Source organism: Bacillus sp. PK3-067, from assembly GCF_056738645.1.
Genome location: NZ_CP096490.1, coordinates 4,896,556 through 4,913,264, shown reverse-complemented (window position 1 = coordinate 4,913,264; position 16,709 = coordinate 4,896,556). Strand labels below are relative to the sequence as shown.

Sequence of the window (16,709 nt, the reverse complement as noted above, 5' to 3'; positions counted from 1 at the left end):
TCGCCGATATAATTTTGTTAGAATGCACGATTCACAACGTTTTTAACCTCTTCAAGATATTGCTTACGCACACTGTCATCCACAGAAGGGACACTTGTATAGAATGTATGCTCAAGTGTTTCAATACCTGTAAATTCAAAAATACCAACATCCGCTGTTTTCTTCATTGCATCAAACATGCCGCCTGCTGTGTATGCCTCTTTCGTATTGCCCATTGTAGATAATAACAATCCTTTTTTACCGCTTAATAACTTTTCAATGCCGTTTTCACCGTAAGCATAAGCAAATCCATGGCTAAATACACGGTCAACGTATCCTTTTAAAATAGCAGGAAGTCCCGCCCACCACACTGGATAAATGAATGTAATGCTGTCAGCCCAAGAGATATGTTCTTGTTCTTCTTTAATATCTTCTGGTGTATTTCCTTGAGAAAATGAGATGAAATCGGAAGCGCCTAATACTGGATTAAAGTTTAATTCGTATAGATCGCGAACGCGTACTTCGTGACCTTTTCCTTCTAATTCACTTTTTACCGTTTCTAAAATCGCATGGTTGAAGCTTTCTGTATTCGGGTGTGCATAAACGATTACATGTTTCATTTTTCTTCCTCCTATTTGTGGATATGTGAATAGCTATTTGTATTTCTGTAACTATTATGGTTACTACTTTTATAGAAGTCAAGTAATACATATGTATGTGTATAAAAAGACGCTCGAAAATCGCCTTTTTATACCCCGCTCATACAAAGTACAAAGAAGACGAATAAAATGATAACAATACCAATGCCTAAGTTAAATACGAGAGTACTATCCATATATGTAGCCTCCTTGTTTGAAAGTAAAAAGCACTCTAGTTAAGAGTGCTTTTTTATTTTGAATCTACTTTATAACTTTTAGAAAGTGATTCATGCGTGTCATGATTTACATTATTTTATGTATTTATACTTTGAAATGAGTAAGTCCTTGTTGGATATAGAAAAAAAGACACTCGTTCGAGTGTCTTTTAAGATGACAAAATGTGCCAATTGCTTGAGGTTGATAAGACGCTAATTTCCGTTTTAACGCCTTTTCTCTAATCAAGAAGTGTAGCAACAGCGATTCAAATAAATTGTACCATCTGTTTAACCGCGGTGCGTATGCAATTGTGCATATGATGATCATGAGGTAGGTAATGAACTGTGAATAATTTGAAGTGATTTATTTACGATTTCTTCTGCGGCATATATGCCGATTGCGTCTGTTTTTAAAATATGGGGTTGTAAGTTATCATGCATTGCCCCTAACTCACCATGAAGTGGTGCGAAGGCATGGTTCGCCTTTTCAAGCATGCATAAATCAAGTAAAGAATCCCCAGCTGTAATAATCGTATCTATTTGCAAAATTTCTTTTATATATTGCACGGCGTCCCATTTATTAATTGGTTTTGGTACAAAGTATAGCTTTCTACCTTGAAGTGAATGATTCCAGCCTTGTTTGTCTAACCAGGAAGTGAAGGATGATAATTCATCATAAGGAATGTTCTCCCGTTTAATAATGCAATAATGGAATAGATCATCAGCTGTTTTTTGCGATATAACCCAATCTTTATGAGCTATTTGTCCAAATTCCTTTAGTATGTCGTTTCTCTCTATACATTCAACCGATAGTCTTTCTTTTACTGTCCTGTTCCAAGTACCATCTTGTTTCCCATTATGAAGGATATTGCCGCCGTTACTTGTAATGGCGTATTCGGGAATGATTTCGTTTTGGAATAAAGCAATACGCTGAAACTGCTTAATAGCTCTTGTTGTAACTGGGATGAAATGTGAGTGCAGTTGTAATTTTTTTAGTAGTGAAATGGTTTTATGTGATATGAAAGAAATTTCTTTCCCATCTAAAGTTTCAATGAGTTGAATTGATTCATCTTCTATAGGGGCACGAAACGATTTCCGGGAATAAATAAGCGTCTGATCAAGATCACTGGCGAAAATCATATTGTTTCCTTCCTAAGAGGCTTAATGAGCCCGCAACATGAATAAGCCATATTCTCATAGATTTCAATTGGGACATTCTTTTCTTTAGCGAGAAGTAAAATATGCTTTAAATCGGGATTGTTTTGCTTACGTATTAAAATTTTCCACGGTATTCTCCGGAGTAATACACGAGTTGTTTCACCGACTCCTGGTTTAATTAAGTTAATATCGTCAATTTCAAAGTGATTTTGGATAGACTGTAAATCTTTTAATCCTTGCCAAGAGGGATCAGTGTAAGTTGAAGTAATATAACGTAATTGATTATCTATATGAGAATGAACAGAAGGGAATAACTCTGTTATCTCATCAACGAAGAAATTTGATAAGTCTTCTTGTTCTAGATCTTTATAATATTTAACACCATGAAAATCATTTGGACCGATATAGGTGTCATTTAGTACAGTGCGACTAATTAGTCCAGAGACTGTTGCATTTAAGCAAGCGCTAGGAATAAGAAAATCTTCACGTGTACCGTAAATTGAAGTACAGTAACCGGGATCAGCAAGCACAGCCATACAATGAGAAATGTGTGTATTATTTCGTTCGTTAAATGTGTGTACTGCATATTCTAATTCTTTTTTTATTGCACCTTTTCCAGTCCACCCATCAATGAATTGAATTGTTTCTTTAGGGTGATGTTCCAAAATATAATGGAGTGCATTTTCATCAATACCGCGTCCGCGAACAATAGAAATACAATAGTGAGGTACATCAAGGTTGTATTGATAGCGTATGTAGCGTTTGATAAGAATGCCAATAGGTGTACCAGCACGAGCTAATGAAACGAGGACAAGGTTAGTTCCTTTAGTTTGTATAATCTGTTCGGCGACAACTCCAACAGCGATGGCTAGTTTGTGTTTATATTGTTGCAGGGAAGAAAAGAATAAATCCATATACGCTTTAGATGGTTTATATTCCATTGGTAACATTTCGGAATAATGTGTGCCAGCTTGAATTGCTTGTTCTCTAGTTTCCGTGGAACTTTCTTTCATTAAATCACTAATATCTTTTAATAGAAAAATAGCATCATTTGGATTGTAACTACTAATATGAGAATTTACTTTTACCATAATTATCAACCTTCCTTTTCTATGCTATTTGAAAATGAGACGATATGAATAAAAGGAATAACTGTTTGTAACTGCTGTAGAAGAGGAAACAGGGCTTCTTCTCCTAAATCACGCTCAATAAAAACAAATACTTCATCGTAATCATGAGGTGAAATATTATAAAAGTAATTTGTAATAGTAGAATTTTCAGGACTTGGATATGAGAAATGATTATGAATGGCGTAGTTTACATCATTTGAAACAGGATGGATAGGGCTTCTTGTTGTAGATTGATATAAAATATTTTCACCCATTTCAGCAGCAATTTTCATTGGGATATACATAAATTCACCCGTTCCGAGACAGAGTGTTCGTTTTCCCATTCTTTCTCTTTTTAAAGTTTTTCCTGCTTCTTGAGCGAAAGAATGAATGTGCTTTTGTTCATATGCTGAAATGCCAAATCGCCCAGTATATTTTATATAATTTGATGTATAGGGTGATTTTGGACAGGTAAGGGTATGCTTTTTGAAATCAGGTTTTGTTTCTTTAATTTGAATATCTGTTTTTGCAATATTTAATGGTTGGCCAGTTGTATGAATACTGCCTTCTAATAAAGAAATAACATGAATCTTAATTTGAAGTTCTTCTTCTAATTGTTTAAATTGTTTTCTATTAGTATGAGAACGCCAGTCTAATAAAGAAGCAATTATATATTCTTCTCGTGGGAATTTATTTTGAATAGATCTAATAATATTTAATGCTGTTTTTCCTGTTGTCATCTCATCATCTACGAGAACAATCGGGTTGTTGTTTTGAAAAAAGCTTTCATCTACATAACAACGGTGCGATGTTGCATGAGAATGTTCTTCCTCAAATGTAATGACAGATTCTAGGTGGGGTATCGATTCCCTAGTTGTATGCACATACTTTGCATTTTGAAAGCATTGAAACATAGAATGACCAAGTGCTGTCGCTGTTTCAGCGAATCCGATGAACACAACTTCTTCTTGCAGAGGATATTGATAACGAAATCCTTCCTCTGGGATTTCATCAATTTCTAATGAAATGAGATTTAAAATTTCTTTTTGAAATGGATGAGAAATATTATGTAGTATTTCCAAATATCTTGCAGCGAGAGCAACTCCACTTGATAGAGAGACTGCAGGTTTAATAGGAAGATGCTTTCCAAGGATTGTACTCACAAATAAAAAACTACGTTTCTTATTTATTCTCGCAGCCATTTGAAAAAGATTGTCTAGCGCTAAATTATATGGATTATCATGTACTTCTACATGGACTTGTATATTATTTAAAACGTTATACGTGTTGCTTTGCGTTTGTAATAAGGAGATCGGTGAATTGTTTGTTTTCATGTAGCACCCCGTAAATATTAGATTTTAAAATGGTTTTGCGAGCCCAGCCATAATGAGGTTTTACTTCATTCATTTTGTTAGAAAAACTGCTTTTTAGCACTCCATTATACGTATCTGCATTTTGTAAAATTGATCTCGCATCTAAATAATCTTCCATTGTGACAATGTGCATTGCCTGTACAACTTTAATATGAGATGGGTGAATAACTGTCTTTCCGATTAAGCCATTTGCATGGTCAAGTGATACCTCTTGAATAAGCCCTTCTTCATGATCATTAGAAAAATATTCCCATACACATCCTGAAATAATATATTCATTTGTTGCCCTTGAGAAAACGTTAATAATGTCTGAAATACAATCACGGACAACGGTAATATGATAGATAGGTGTGTATTTATTGCGCCGAATACTAAATATACTTGAAAAATCAGTAGCACCAATACGTACATTTAAGATGTAATCGTGATAAGAATCTAGTAAATCCTTTATTTGTAATAATGATTCTGCCCGTGTTTCCTTATACATAATTTCGGGGGATTCTAAAATCGGCATGCCATATAGCGATAATGAGTATAACTCGTTTATATATGCAAGCTGATCGATATAAGTCTTTCCGTTAATCGGTGTGAATTTTGGAAAGACAAAACCACATAAACAATGAACAGCACTACCTAATTCAGTAACAATTGTCTTCAGTTGACTTGGCTGTCGAACTCTAATAAAAAGAAGCGGGATGTCTGCTTGATTTAGTATGTTGGCACTGACTAAGTTAGCGATTTGCTGTATTTGAACGACGATGTTTTGCTCTGCAAGTTTTACTTCCTCATCGCTGATAGCGTCCTCTAGACAAAGAATAATTGAGGTAGCATCCACATGTTTCTTTCTAATTATATCTTCCGCAATCGTTTCTTTCGTGCCAGGAGTATATAGTGTGGCGCCTAGTGCGTAAGCTAGTTGTTCTTTCCCTATATTTTTTGAAAAACTAAGAGGTTCTTTATAGAAAAAATTTTGCCGTTCTTCCGAGGAGAGATAAGAAAAGTAATTCAAATTGTCACCACCTTATTTGTAATGATTCTGTTTAATCGTAACATAATAAGAAAAATCTTCCATAAAAATGAAGCGATAAATTTAAAAAATATATTGAGAAAGATGAATTATAAGATGAATATCGAATATTGTTAATAGAAATATAATAGGGGGAAAGAGAAAGTGGATATACATAAGTTAACGATAGAAGAAGCAAAGAAGATAAATACGTGGACGTACGAGGAACCTTATAGTTTATATAGTTTTTCAGGCGAGAAAGAAGTAATAGAAGAGCTATTAGATGGAACGTATTATGGCTGTTGTGACGATCAAGGAGACCTCATCGGCTATTTTTGTTTTGGAGCAAATGCACAAGTGCCAGGTGGAAGAGATGCTAATTTATATGGTGGAGAAGATGTGATTGATATCGGACTTGGCATGAAGCCGGCGTTAACTGGGAAGGGAATAGGGAAAGAATTCTTCCAAGCTGGAATAGCGTTTGCCAGGAAAGAGTTTAATGCAAAAATGTTTCGATTAAGCGTAGCAACATTTAATACAAGAGCGATTACGTTATATAAAAATATCGGATTTAAACAAGGGATTATTTTTTTGAGCCGCGGAAGAGAATTTATGCTTATGGAATACGAAAGGCCGTCAGAATGAAACTGACGGCCTAGAAAACATTATTATTCTGAGTGCTCAGCTCGGTGCGCTAAACGGCTTGAAGCAGCGGCAGCGATTCCGCCAACGATATCATCAAGGAATGTATGCACCTTTCCAGTTGATTTATCATTTAAGTATTCTAAAATACCAGGTTTTAATTTATCAATATATCCAAAGTTCGTGAAACCGATAGAGCCGTACACGTTTACGATAGAAAGTGCGATAACTTCATCAATTCCGTATAAGCCTTCATCACGTTTTACAATATCTTGTAACGGTTCACTTAGCATTCCCTTTTCAGCAAGGACATCAAGCTCGATACCAGTAATCAGTGCGTTTTGTACTTCACGTTTTGATAGTACACGTTCTACATTGTAACGGCATTCTGACATCTCTAAATTTGGATGATATTTTTTTTGAAGAAAATGAACAAGTTCAGCAATATCGTCAATTGTTACACCACGTTCTTGTAATAGTTGTAATGCTCTTTCTTGTAGTTGATTTGATTCTTTCATGTTTATCACCTTTTTTTCTTTTTAGTATTTGTATACGTTTCGTTGCTTTATCCTGTGCATAGGAATGAAAGGCGAGCACAAGCTCATATATATAAAGAAAAACCATAGGTGGCGACTGCGATGATTCAGCATATTTATGAGCATTATCACATGCATGTTAAAGAATTAATCCCCCTGGGCCCCTATAAAAGCTTTTGGATTCGCAACAAAATTTATGTACTTGTTCCAATTGGAGAAATGGAGGAAGAAGTACTTGTAGAGATGAAAAAGCTCAGTGACTATATGAACCAGCAAGGGGATATAACTGTAGCGACTTTCGTTCCAACTATACACGGCTACTATGTAAGTGAGATAGAAGAACAAAATTACTGCTTATTAAAAGGTATGCGAGCGTTAGAACGACATGCTACGTCATTAGGAAGTGAACTTTCTATATTCCATAAACGAGGTGCATTCTTTCCAGAAGAAATCGAGCAATTAAGCCGCATTGGTGAATGGAAAGCGTTATGGGAAAAGAGACTCGATCAGTTAGAAAAGTTTTGGCAATCACAAGTGATGAACCACCCTACAGACGTATTCGATCAATTGTTTATTGAATCCTTCCCGTATTACTTAGGAGTTGCAGAAAATGCCATTCAATATGTTGTTGATACAGAAATGGATGATACGCCGCAACTAACGGATGCAGCGACAATTTGCCAAGAACGATTCACACCTTTATTATGGCATCAAACGAAGCGTCTCAAACTCCCTTTTGATTGGGTGTATGATCACCCAACTCGAGATATAGCAGAATGGATTCGCTATATGATGATTGAAAAAAAGAAAGACTGGGATCAAACAATCGTTCAATTTGTTACAGATTATGAACGGAATTACTCGCTGTCCTCATTTGGTTGGCGTTTATTATTTGCAAGGCTCCTGTTCCCACTTCACTATTTTGAAACGGTCGAACGATATTACCAAACTGGAAACGAAGAACAAAAAAGCATATATAGAGATCGCTTAGAAGCCATTTTACACGATGTAAACCGCTCAGAGCAATTTATGAAGCACTTTTATGGCTCACTTCGTTTACCAGTAGATAAGCTTGGGATTAGAAAATTAGATTGGTTATCTTGAAAATATAAAAAAGAGACCGAGTGAGGTCTCTTTTTTATATACCACAATTTTATGTAATACATTATGCCCCTACCTGTTGATCTGTACATATATTTAAAACGAATTGATGCCTTTCGAGCTTTTCATTTACTTTACCCAATAATTCTTGCTGGATTTCTTTAAATAAAAATTGATAGCTTGTATTCCATGTTGGTATAACGGATGAAAGGCCTAATAAATACTCTTTTTTCTTTTCTAGTTCTTGAATTGTTACAAAAGTGTTCCCCATTTTTGGCATCTGTCGTCCCCCTATGTTTTTTTACTGTATATGTGTGAACGATTCACTATATAGTATTAATTATCGCATTTTTTGAGAAGGATTTCCAATTTTGTTTTATGATGTTAACGGATAAATGTGATTTGAATAAAAAAAGGAGACCAAATTTGGTCTCCTTTTAGAAGGCGATTCTGAACGAGCCGCTTCCGCTTTTAGATTAATATCTAGCTCCAGCGGCTAAAATGTTCGGTGGCTTCGCTTCTTCCGCCGAGGCAAAAAGCGCCTCTATGTCAGAAGCTCCATCCCCCCTCACATTTTGAACGAGCCGCTTCTGCTTTTAGATTAAAATACTTGTTCTACTTCGATAACGCCTGGTACTTCTTCAAGTAACGCGCGCTCGATACCAGCTTTTAGTGTGATTGTAGAACTTGGGCAGCTTCCGCATGCACCCATAAGGCGTAGTTTTACGATACCTTCTTCAATGTCTACTAATTCAACGTCTCCGCCATCGCGAAGTAAGAATGGACGTAATTTATCTAATACTTCTAATACTTGTTCTTGCATATGTGGGTTTTCCATTTTTATCGACTCCTTTCATCAGTTTTATTATAATCAAGATAGAGGGGAAAATCTATTTTTTCTCTTCTTGTTTTATTGTCGAAATATTGTATCGTGTTTTTTCAGTATAGGGGTATGGAATAAGTTTGTAAAATGATGTGCTTATGTAATAAGACATCTGAATATACTGTTGGGACAAGAAGTGGGGGAGAAGAAATGGTTAATGTTCAAGTGTATGGGACGAAAGTAATTTGTGCGAGCTGCGTCGGAATGCCATCTTCAACAGAAACGTTTGAATGGTTACAAGCGGCAATTGGTCGTAAATATGAAGGACAAGAAAATAAATTTAATTTCGAGTATATTGATTTCCAAGAAGAACAAGAAGATGCGGATAAAAAAGCATTCGCTGAGCGCGTAGTGGAAGAAGATTTATTTTATCCGGTCGTTCTTGTAAATGGAGAAATTGTTGGAGAAGGAAATCCTCGTTTGAAGGATGTTTATGAAGAAATCGAGAAATATTTATAAAACAAGAAGTCTTTGCGAATTTGCAAAGGCTTTTTTATTGGAGGGATAGATATGAAAAATGGAGTGAAGCATGCGTTACCAACGGAAGTACAACAGTTAATGGAGCGGTACACAGTAGAATTAAAAGAAATTTTTTTGGATGAAAAAATAGTCGGGGTATATATTTACGGATCCATCGCACTAGGTGCATTTCATAAGGAAACGAGCGATGTTGATTTTGTTACAGTGATAAATGATTCCGTGAATGAAGCTGAAAAACAGCAGCTTGTGGAACTACATAAGAAACTTAGTGACAATACGCTAGGTAAAAGAATGGACGGTATGTATATTCCGCTTGCTGACTTAGGGAAATACAATGATGAAATGAACGAGTACGTGTATTGTGCAGATGGTAAAGCCAATGTTGGTCATTGGGACATTAATGCGGTCACATGGTGGACGTTGAAAAATCAAGGCATTACAGTTACAGGAAAAGAAGCAGAAGATCTTCCGCTGCAAATACAATGGAATGATGTAGTAAATACGATGAAATACAACGTAGAACAGTACTGGAGTGAAAAGGCGAAGAAGCCATATTTATTTTTTATAGAAGAGTGGGTAGAATCAGCTGTCGTTACGATGGGACGTATTTTATATACACTAGATCATAAAACAATCGTTTCAAAAGATAGAGGATTACAATACTTGTCAGAACGTTCAGCGGAAGAATGGGAGCTTTTATTAAAAGAAGTAGCGAGAATACGGCACAATCCAAAAGAAAAGAGAATGCTCTCAAGGTGGAGAAGGGCAGATATGACGAAGAGGTACTTACTGCATTTAATTGAGACGTGTAGAGAGAAATGGTAGGGAAGAAAATGGACAATACAGTGGGGGGTATTGTCTTTTTTATATTTTATTTGGTATATAATGGTTAAAAAGGTTTAATTATACTGGGGAGATAGGATGAATATAGAATTAGTTACATATGAAGAAAAGAATGAACAAATGAGTATGCGCCAAGTAATTAGCATTCTAGTAATTATTTTTGGGGTCATGCATGGAATTGGTTTTTTGAACCTTTTATATGATTCTTCCTTATACCCATGGTATGTAGATCATCTTATTCCATCTTTCACGTTTTGTATGATTATCGTAATGTATGCACCGGCAAGAAATTGCTGCTTACATTTAATAAAATCATTACAATTCAATAATTTTAAACATTATGTAACGATAGTAATGACAACGATTGTAATGCTTATGTATCTTGCGGTATTAAATTTAGTTTTACCACATGGGCTTGGTGTGGATGAATCTAATATAGTAATAGAACCTACTACAAGTGAAATCATTTTATACGTAGTTGTGCTCACAATTTTTGCGCCTATTTGGGAGGAAATTGTATTTCGAGGTATGTTTTTTATGAAATTATCTCAGCGCTTCTCTACACTTACTAGTGCCGTTATAAGTGCTTTCATATTTAGTTTTGGCCATCCCCTTACAGTAGGTAGTATTTTATATATTTTGGGTATGGGTATATGTTTAGCATACACATATAAGAAAACGAAGAATTTACTCGCTCCAATTGGGATTCATTTATTAAATAATTCGTTTTATTTATTATTGAATTTTCAACCATAAAAAGGCGCCTTTTTGAAAAGGGCGTCTTTCGCATTGTGTAGAGGCAAGGTAATACAAAATATAAATAGTTTCATGTGAAACATTTTTATTATCAAATATACAAAATGATTAACTTAGTGTATTAAACGTATCATTCATAAGTATTCTAATATATTTAAAAGTAAAATGAAATAAGAAACGGATAATTGTCGGAATATATTCGATTTCCGTTCATTTTTATGAAATATGTGTACTTTTTGTTAGATTCCTTCATTTTGTCCATATACAATAAATGTATATAGAAATAAGAAAAGGATGATGTACGTGAAGGACACTGTTTTACAAGAAACGATTTCTCCACAAGAATTACATAAAGTTGTTCAAAAGAATACAGCTTATTATGATTTTAAGTGGGGTAAAGTAGAAAACCCTGCGCAAGGGAATACATGGAATTGGGTAGCCTTTTTCTTTCCAACCTTTTGGTTAGCTTATCGCAAAATGTATAAGTTATCTATTATATTTGCGTTATTGGCTATACCTAGTATAGTTATAACCCCTTTTATAGATATTCCAGAGGGGATTTATGTAACATTTAGTTTAGCTCTTCAATTAGGAATGATGATATTTACTGGATGGCAAGGAAACCGTTTATATTATAAGCATGGTGTTCGTGTTTTTCGTAAGGGAGAAGATGCGTCTGATCATGAGAAGGCGTATTTCTTACAATCAAAGGGTGGCGTGAGTATTGCTGGTATGATTGGTTTACAAGTTATAGTCGGGATTGTGTTTGGCGGAGCTATGCTCGGACCTTCTCTTTTACCAACTGAGCCGAATATTAAAAACGTTGTTCGTTCAACTGGTGAAGGGGTTACTTTAGAGATTATGAATGATAATCCAACTTGGAAGTTTGTGAAGAAAGAAAAAGATTATGACGTAGTAGAGTTTACTGGTTATGATTATACAGAGAAGAAAAACGTGAAAATTAAATTTGCTGTTTATTTCGATGAAGATTATTTCGAGTGGCAAGAGGTATATGAAAATAATAAGAAGTTAAGTGAAGTAGAAGAATATCAAATTTACATTGAAGAAAATAATTGGGGTTTCTAGAGGGAACTCGTTCATTTTGAAAAGAAGAATCTTGTGAAGGTTCTTCTTTTGTTTATTAGGGGGAGAGAAATGATTTCAGTATTAATAGAAGCTCTAATAGGATCGATTAGTTTAAGTACGGGTTTACACACGAAAAAGATTGATGCTAACATACTTTACTTGCAGCAGTATGAATGGTTTCGAATCATATATGAAGACGAAAAGTATCGAAAGTTATTTATTACGAACTACAAAGTTCGCTCATATTTAAAAAGTAAGCTAAGAGTTCGATTGCTTGTAAAAAATAAAAATGCACAACGAAGATTTTTAAAATTAGTAGAAGAGCAAATAGAAAAACGGCAGACAAATTGAAATTTTGTAAAATACAATAAAAAATGAGAATTTGAGGTAGGCTTGTCAATAACGTGAGACTATGGCACTATAAAGAAATGCTATACAAATTTTATTTATCGAGATGTAAACATCAATTTTGATTTTTACGTATAAATAATGAACGGAGGAAATGAATTTATGGCTACTTTACCAAATTGTCCAAAATGTAATTCAGAATATACGTATGAGGATGGCGTTCTTTTCGTATGTCCAGAATGTGCTCATGAGTGGGGCCAAGAAGCAGAAGCTGAAAATAATGATGGTGCGAAAGTTGTAAAAGATGCGAACGGAAACGTTCTTCAAGACGGCGATGCAGTTACTGTTATTAAAGATTTAAAAGTAAAAGGAACTTCTTCAGTTGTGAAGATCGGTACGAAAGTAAAGAGTATCCGTCTAGTTGATGGCGATCACGATATCGATTGCAAAATCGACGGCTTCGGAGCTATGAAGTTAAAATCACAGTTCGTTAAGAAGGCGTAAGTAAATAGAAGAGGAGGCGAATAGCCTCCTCTTTTTATTATGTCACTTTTTGTCGGTAAATCGATATTTCGTACAAAATCGTTGATATATTCTGAGTTATGATAGATATATTTGAAAAATCGTTGATATATTGCAAGTTATGATAGATATATTTGAAAAATCGTTGATATATTGCAAGTTATGATAGATATATTGAAAAAATCGTTAATATAATTTCATTCATCGTGAACTACGCACGATTCACCGTGCACCATAGTCAATTTCTTTCAATTGACATCGCTTATTAAAGAACGTTTTATATCCAAGCTGTAAAAAGATAATGACAGCAAAGGCAGTACTTCCAGAAATACCGAGTATGATGGCGATTTGATATTGAATGGCTGTGAATGGTGATATACCGGATAATATTTGACCAGTCATCATGCCTGGTAAGCTTATAATTCCCATTCCGACCATAGAATTAATTGTTGGTAAAATAGCAGAGTCAAAAGCGTCTCGAATGAGCGGAGCAGCTGCTTCTTTCGGTGTTGCGCCGAGCATAAGTGCACCTTCAATTTGACCTCTTTGCGATTTCATATTGTTTAAGAACGTATTTGCGCCGAGAGAAACACCAGTCATGGCATTCCCAACTAACATTCCTGTAATAGGGACGATATATTGCGGAGCATACCACGGATCATGTCCGATAATAACAAAGATAAATAGTAGAAGTGGCCCAATTGATCCGGCGACCATGGAAAGGGCGGCTACTCGTTTTAATTCTTTAGACATTGGGATGTTAACTCGTTTATAAATATTAAAAATTGCAAAGGTAGTAATAGAAGTAATGAGAGCAATTGTATAAAATGGATTACTGTTTTCAAATACGTATGTAAGGACATATGCAACAAGTACGAGCTGAATCGTCATACGGAATGTTGCGAGCGCGATTTGTTTTTCGCGAGGTATTCCTTTTAATTTTACAAGTCCAATTAAAATAAGAATGAAAATATAGGCAGCTGCAAGTTGCCAAATTTGGAGTTCAATAACGCCCTTCAACAGAGAGCACTTCCTTTCTAGTTGCACCGTTTGCTTTACTAATCTCAATAATGTCGTCTGCAATTTCTTCTGGAAGTTGTTGTGAGTGTGTGATGAAGATAATTGTTTTTTTCTTTTTTCGTGCTAGTTCAGTAAATTGTTTCATAACGCGGCGTTCTGTATCACTGTCTAATGCTGAAGTAGGTTCATCTAATAAATAGACAGGCGGATCCATAAGTACGATACGTGCAAAGGCAAGTCTTTGTTTTTCACCGCCAGATAGTGAGGAGGCGCTATCTTCTAATTGCTTGTCTAAGCTAACGGTTTGTAATGCACTCCGCAGGGCATCATCATTTGGAAATGGTTTTTCAGAAAGACGAAGTCCCATTAATAAGTTGTCTTTAACGGTTCCATCAAAAATAGGTGGAGTTTGCCCAAGCATAACTACGTCACGACGTAATTGAATAGGATGATAATCAGAAATTAATTTTCCGTTATATTTAATTGTGCCGGATGTTGGAGATTGTAAATCGTTTAACATGCGAAGCAACGTGCTTTTTCCGCTTCCGCTTTCACCGATAATGCAAGTAATCTTTTCTTTTTGAATCTGTAAATAAGGAATGTGTAGTATATCTTTATATATAACGTTTTTTAATATAAACATAAATCGCTCCTTTCTGATTCTAGTTATATCGTATCAAAAAAGAGAAGATAACGGTTATAAAGAGCAACGTTTTTTCTGCGTCTTGAGTTTTATTAATAAGTTAAGTAAACGATCTAATTCTTGGCTGAAAGAAATCACTTTATCATGAGTGAATCCGTATCGTTCAACGAGATAGATTAACTCTTTCTTTTTCGCTTCTATTCGATTGTTTAGTTTCGATAAGTTCATAAGTGGAATGTAATGCCTCCTACAAAAGTATTTATCACATAAAAAATAAGACCGAATGAATTCGGTCTTCAAGGAAATAATAAAACAACTTACAAATAGCATACAATGTTTATCAATATTTTTTAATATAAAAATGAAAAATAAATCATTATAAATATTGAGAAAGATGTGTCTGATAATTTTTAAAAACTGATGCAAAGAGGCTGCCTACATAGTAGACAGCCTGTAAAGTATTAACCTTTATGATATTTGTACATCCAAAGAAGACCAGATTTTAATAATCTCGGTACACGTCCCATTAATGGTTGGTTTGCGAGTAAACCGAATCCATGTTTCTTACCAAGAGATCCTAGAACACCTTTTAATTTAATAACAGGTAGTTCATCCGGGAGTGGTTCATTATTCCAACGTTTTAATAATATTTGGACAATTTGTTCTCCTTGACCTTCAGCAAGTTGGGCAGATGGTGCATGTGGAAGTGCTGCGCAATCTCCTACAACATACACGTGCTCGTTGTTTGGAATATTGTGATATTTTGTTAAAACAACCCGTCCGCTACCATCTTGTTCAACTGGAAGGTTTCGAACAACTTCATTTGCTTGAATACCAGCTGTCCAGACGATTGCATCACATTCAAGTGGTTCATCGTGGTTGTACACAATATTTGGTTCTACTTTTGTAATGTTAGAGTTTCGTATAATGTTAACTTTATGCTTTACAAACCATTCTTCTACGTATCTACTTAATTTCTCTGGATACGGGAATAAAATTCTATCTTTTCGATCAAATAAATAGATTTTTAAATCAGAACGGCTTTCACGAAGTTCACTTGCTACTTCAACGCCACTTAAGCCAGCACCAACAACAGCTACTGTTGCATTTGGTTCTAGACTATTTAATTGTTCATAGGTTTTACGTGTTTGTTCAATTGATTGTAGACTATGTGTATATTCCCTAGCCCCAGGAACGTTATGATATTTATCTTCACAGCCAAGTCCGATAATTAAGTCATCATATTGGATTGCTTCGCCGCCATCGAGATGAACAGCTTTTTCTTCGAGGTCAATATTTGTTATTGTGCCGTATTGAATATTGAGGCGTGGGTGTTCAGGAAACGGTATACGAATATGCGTTTCTGAAATAGTACCCGCAACTAATGCATAATATTCAGTTTTGAAGCAATGATATGGTACTTTGTCGATTAATGTCACTTGTACATCATCTGGAAGTTGGTTGCTTGGAAGTAGCCTTTGCAGAATTCTCATTCCACCGTAGCCGCCACCTAGTATTACGAGGTGTTTCATGATGGATTACCCCTTTTCTGTTGAAATATCCCCTAATCATAAAATTTTATATTAATAAAATATTTTGACTTTACTCAATCAAATTATATCGAATTTGTGAACAAATAACAATGCATGAATGAATACTCTGTTGTACAATAAGAAGAAAAGTAAAATAAACTGTTTTTCCTTTGTAGTTACTATTTCATTGGAAGTAGCATGTTATATAGAAGAAGTCATCTACTTTGAAGTGAAGTAATGAAGTAACTAAATAGTTTAGACTGTGTAACGAAAACAACAAGAAACAGCTTAGTTTTCTTCTTATAGATAAAGTGAAAAGGTAATTTGTTTTGTAGTACAGGGGGGAGAATTTTGATTAAACCATTAATTGAATTTTGTGTAGGTAACCTTGCAAGTGGTTCACAAGCAGCTCTAGAAAAATTAGAAAAAGATCCGAATTTAGATGTAATGGAGTACGGTTGTCTAGGGTATTGTGGTATTTGTTTTGAAGGACCGTTTGCACTTGTAAATGGTGAAGTTGTACAAGGTGCAACAGTAGAAGAGCTTGTTAATAATGTATATGAGTATTTGGATGAAAATCCAATGTTTTAAGGTGTTGCGAATTAGCAGCACCTTTTCCATTAGATAAAACTTTATTTTGTGGGGAAGGCTAATGCTGATTATTAGCCTTCCCCAATTGAAAATAGTGGGATAAATAAAAAAAGGCCCTTTTTAGAAGGGCTTTTTTCTTACACAAATTGTGTAAGAGTGGCTCATCGCCAAACGTTGTCAAATATGAGAAACGGGGGACATTCATATTGTGTTCTAAAAGCATGCATTCTATACTTAAAATAACAAAT

At 35.0% G+C, this 16,709-nt stretch carries 21 protein-coding genes; 9 read left to right on the top strand and 12 right to left on the bottom strand.

Annotation, left to right across the window (positions count from 1 at the left end; genetic code table 11):
• Positions 1-17 precede the first annotated feature (17 nt).
• The 5 genes from M1D73_RS25405 to M1D73_RS25385 all read right to left on the bottom strand — a co-directional run bounded on the left by M1D73_RS25405 (position 18) and on the right by M1D73_RS25385 (position 5,481).
• On the bottom strand, positions 18-599 hold the full coding sequence (locus M1D73_RS25405) for an NAD(P)H-dependent oxidoreductase (RefSeq protein WP_000683442.1): 582 nt from the start codon (positions 597-599) through the stop codon (positions 18-20).
• 557 nt (positions 600-1,156) lie between these two features.
• The gene (locus tag M1D73_RS25400) at positions 1,157-1,972 is read right to left on the bottom strand and encodes an HAD family hydrolase (protein ID WP_000575375.1); all 816 of its coding nucleotides are present in this window, start codon (positions 1,970-1,972) and stop codon (positions 1,157-1,159) included.
• A complete protein-coding gene (locus M1D73_RS25395) occupies positions 1,969-3,081 on the bottom strand; it encodes a cysteine protease StiP family protein (RefSeq protein WP_121868608.1) in 1,113 nt (370 codons plus the stop codon). Before M1D73_RS25395 ends, M1D73_RS25400 begins: the two co-directional genes overlap by 4 nt.
• A gap of 5 nt (positions 3,082-3,086) precedes the next feature.
• Positions 3,087-4,433 (bottom strand): phosphoribosyltransferase family protein, encoded by a 1,347-nt coding sequence (locus tag M1D73_RS25390; RefSeq protein ID WP_000856290.1) that lies wholly within the window; start codon positions 4,431-4,433, stop codon positions 3,087-3,089.
• Positions 4,378-5,481, bottom strand: coding sequence for an HpcH/HpaI aldolase/citrate lyase family protein (locus M1D73_RS25385; protein WP_001106082.1), 1,104 nt, complete (start codon positions 5,479-5,481; stop codon positions 4,378-4,380). The genes M1D73_RS25390 and M1D73_RS25385 overlap by 56 nt, the downstream gene beginning before the upstream one ends.
• A gap of 162 nt (positions 5,482-5,643) precedes the next feature.
• On the opposite strand from M1D73_RS25385, the gene M1D73_RS25380 reads away from it, so the two are divergent.
• Positions 5,644-6,123: a GNAT family N-acetyltransferase gene (locus M1D73_RS25380; RefSeq protein WP_000351156.1), complete on the top strand. Its 480-nt coding sequence runs from the start codon at positions 5,644-5,646 to the stop codon at positions 6,121-6,123.
• A 23-nt stretch (positions 6,124-6,146) separates the two neighbouring features.
• Here the strand turns inward: M1D73_RS25380 and M1D73_RS25375 are convergent, their stop codons facing one another.
• The gene (locus tag M1D73_RS25375; protein WP_000665103.1) at positions 6,147-6,638 is read right to left on the bottom strand and encodes a phosphatidylglycerophosphatase A family protein; all 492 of its coding nucleotides are present in this window, start codon (positions 6,636-6,638) and stop codon (positions 6,147-6,149) included.
• 120 nt (positions 6,639-6,758) lie between these two features.
• Here M1D73_RS25375 and yutH point away from each other — a divergent pair, with 120 nt between their 5' ends.
• On the top strand, positions 6,759-7,760 hold the full coding sequence (gene yutH, locus M1D73_RS25370; RefSeq protein ID WP_000614215.1) for a spore coat putative kinase YutH: 1,002 nt from the start codon (positions 6,759-6,761) through the stop codon (positions 7,758-7,760).
• Positions 7,761-7,821: 61 nt separating this feature from the next.
• On the opposite strand, the gene M1D73_RS25365 is transcribed toward yutH, so the two are convergent.
• Positions 7,822-8,037 (bottom strand): hypothetical protein, encoded by a 216-nt coding sequence (locus M1D73_RS25365; protein ID WP_001125507.1) that lies wholly within the window; start codon positions 8,035-8,037, stop codon positions 7,822-7,824.
• Positions 8,038-8,358: 321 nt separating this feature from the next.
• Positions 8,359-8,595, bottom strand: a complete 237-nt coding sequence (locus M1D73_RS25360; protein WP_000431159.1) for a NifU family protein — start codon at positions 8,593-8,595, stop codon at positions 8,359-8,361.
• Between the two features lie 195 nt (positions 8,596-8,790).
• On the opposite strand from M1D73_RS25360, the gene M1D73_RS25355 reads away from it, so the two are divergent.
• The 6 genes from M1D73_RS25355 to phnA all read left to right on the top strand — a co-directional run bounded on the left by M1D73_RS25355 (position 8,791) and on the right by phnA (position 12,657).
• Entirely contained in the window at positions 8,791-9,099 is a 309-nt protein-coding gene (locus M1D73_RS25355) for a YuzD family protein (protein ID WP_000248588.1), read from the top strand.
• A gap of 51 nt (positions 9,100-9,150) precedes the next feature.
• Positions 9,151-9,945, top strand: coding sequence for a nucleotidyltransferase domain-containing protein (locus tag M1D73_RS25350; RefSeq protein ID WP_000788485.1), 795 nt, complete (start codon positions 9,151-9,153; stop codon positions 9,943-9,945).
• A gap of 96 nt (positions 9,946-10,041) precedes the next feature.
• Positions 10,042-10,719, top strand: coding sequence for a CPBP family intramembrane glutamic endopeptidase (locus M1D73_RS25345; RefSeq protein WP_001019585.1), 678 nt, complete (start codon positions 10,042-10,044; stop codon positions 10,717-10,719).
• 294 nt (positions 10,720-11,013) lie between these two features.
• Entirely contained in the window at positions 11,014-11,805 is a 792-nt protein-coding gene (locus tag M1D73_RS25340) for a DUF2628 domain-containing protein (RefSeq protein WP_121868609.1), read from the top strand.
• A gap of 69 nt (positions 11,806-11,874) precedes the next feature.
• Positions 11,875-12,156: a hypothetical protein gene (locus M1D73_RS25335; RefSeq protein WP_000626486.1), complete on the top strand. Its 282-nt coding sequence runs from the start codon at positions 11,875-11,877 to the stop codon at positions 12,154-12,156.
• A 159-nt stretch (positions 12,157-12,315) separates the two neighbouring features.
• Positions 12,316-12,657, top strand: a complete 342-nt coding sequence (gene phnA / locus M1D73_RS25330) for an alkylphosphonate utilization operon protein PhnA (RefSeq protein WP_000212737.1) — start codon at positions 12,316-12,318, stop codon at positions 12,655-12,657.
• Positions 12,658-12,897: 240 nt separating this feature from the next.
• Here phnA and M1D73_RS25325 read toward each other — a convergent pair whose 3' ends face one another.
• The 4 genes from M1D73_RS25325 to M1D73_RS25310 form a co-directional block, all read right to left on the bottom strand.
• A complete protein-coding gene (locus M1D73_RS25325; RefSeq protein WP_000679249.1) occupies positions 12,898-13,695 on the bottom strand; it encodes an ABC transporter permease in 798 nt (265 codons plus the stop codon).
• Positions 13,679-14,338, bottom strand: coding sequence for an ABC transporter ATP-binding protein (locus tag M1D73_RS25320; RefSeq protein WP_100655076.1), 660 nt, complete (start codon positions 14,336-14,338; stop codon positions 13,679-13,681). Before M1D73_RS25320 ends, M1D73_RS25325 begins: the two co-directional genes overlap by 17 nt.
• A gap of 54 nt (positions 14,339-14,392) precedes the next feature.
• Positions 14,393-14,566, bottom strand: a complete 174-nt coding sequence (locus tag M1D73_RS25315; RefSeq protein ID WP_001054090.1) for an aspartyl-phosphate phosphatase Spo0E family protein — start codon at positions 14,564-14,566, stop codon at positions 14,393-14,395.
• Between the two features lie 233 nt (positions 14,567-14,799).
• Positions 14,800-15,870, bottom strand: coding sequence for an NAD(P)/FAD-dependent oxidoreductase (locus M1D73_RS25310; RefSeq protein WP_000682068.1), 1,071 nt, complete (start codon positions 15,868-15,870; stop codon positions 14,800-14,802).
• Between the two features lie 351 nt (positions 15,871-16,221).
• Here M1D73_RS25310 and M1D73_RS25305 point away from each other — a divergent pair, with 351 nt between their 5' ends.
• Entirely contained in the window at positions 16,222-16,461 is a 240-nt protein-coding gene (locus M1D73_RS25305; protein WP_000595026.1) for a YuzB family protein, read from the top strand.
• The last annotated feature ends 248 nt before the right edge of the window (positions 16,462-16,709 follow it).

Coding starts and splice junctions, on each gene's coding strand:
- M1D73_RS25335 (WP_000626486.1), top strand. CDS start 11,875: ATGATTTCAGTATTAATAGAAGCTCTAATAGGATCGATTAGTTTAAGT.
- M1D73_RS25320 (WP_100655076.1), bottom strand. CDS start 14,338: ATGTTTATATTAAAAAACGTTATATATAAAGATATACTACACATTCCT.
- M1D73_RS25345 (WP_001019585.1), top strand. CDS start 10,042: ATGAATATAGAATTAGTTACATATGAAGAAAAGAATGAACAAATGAGT.
- M1D73_RS25405 (WP_000683442.1), bottom strand. CDS start 599: ATGAAACATGTAATCGTTTATGCACACCCGAATACAGAAAGCTTCAAC.
- M1D73_RS25340 (WP_121868609.1), top strand. CDS start 11,014: ATGATGTACGTGAAGGACACTGTTTTACAAGAAACGATTTCTCCACAA.
- yutH (WP_000614215.1), top strand. CDS start 6,759: ATGATTCAGCATATTTATGAGCATTATCACATGCATGTTAAAGAATTA.
- M1D73_RS25360 (WP_000431159.1), bottom strand. CDS start 8,595: ATGGAAAACCCACATATGCAAGAACAAGTATTAGAAGTATTAGATAAA.
- M1D73_RS25395 (WP_121868608.1), bottom strand. CDS start 3,081: ATGGTAAAAGTAAATTCTCATATTAGTAGTTACAATCCAAATGATGCT.
- M1D73_RS25365 (WP_001125507.1), bottom strand. CDS start 8,037: ATGCCAAAAATGGGGAACACTTTTGTAACAATTCAAGAACTAGAAAAG.
- M1D73_RS25400 (WP_000575375.1), bottom strand. CDS start 1,972: ATGATTTTCGCCAGTGATCTTGATCAGACGCTTATTTATTCCCGGAAA.
- M1D73_RS25390 (WP_000856290.1), bottom strand. CDS start 4,433: ATGAAAACAAACAATTCACCGATCTCCTTATTACAAACGCAAAGCAAC.
- M1D73_RS25350 (WP_000788485.1), top strand. CDS start 9,151: ATGAAAAATGGAGTGAAGCATGCGTTACCAACGGAAGTACAACAGTTA.
- M1D73_RS25315 (WP_001054090.1), bottom strand. CDS start 14,566: ATGAACTTATCGAAACTAAACAATCGAATAGAAGCGAAAAAGAAAGAG.
- M1D73_RS25310 (WP_000682068.1), bottom strand. CDS start 15,870: ATGAAACACCTCGTAATACTAGGTGGCGGCTACGGTGGAATGAGAATT.
- phnA (WP_000212737.1), top strand. CDS start 12,316: ATGGCTACTTTACCAAATTGTCCAAAATGTAATTCAGAATATACGTAT.
- M1D73_RS25375 (WP_000665103.1), bottom strand. CDS start 6,638: ATGAAAGAATCAAATCAACTACAAGAAAGAGCATTACAACTATTACAA.
- M1D73_RS25355 (WP_000248588.1), top strand. CDS start 8,791: ATGGTTAATGTTCAAGTGTATGGGACGAAAGTAATTTGTGCGAGCTGC.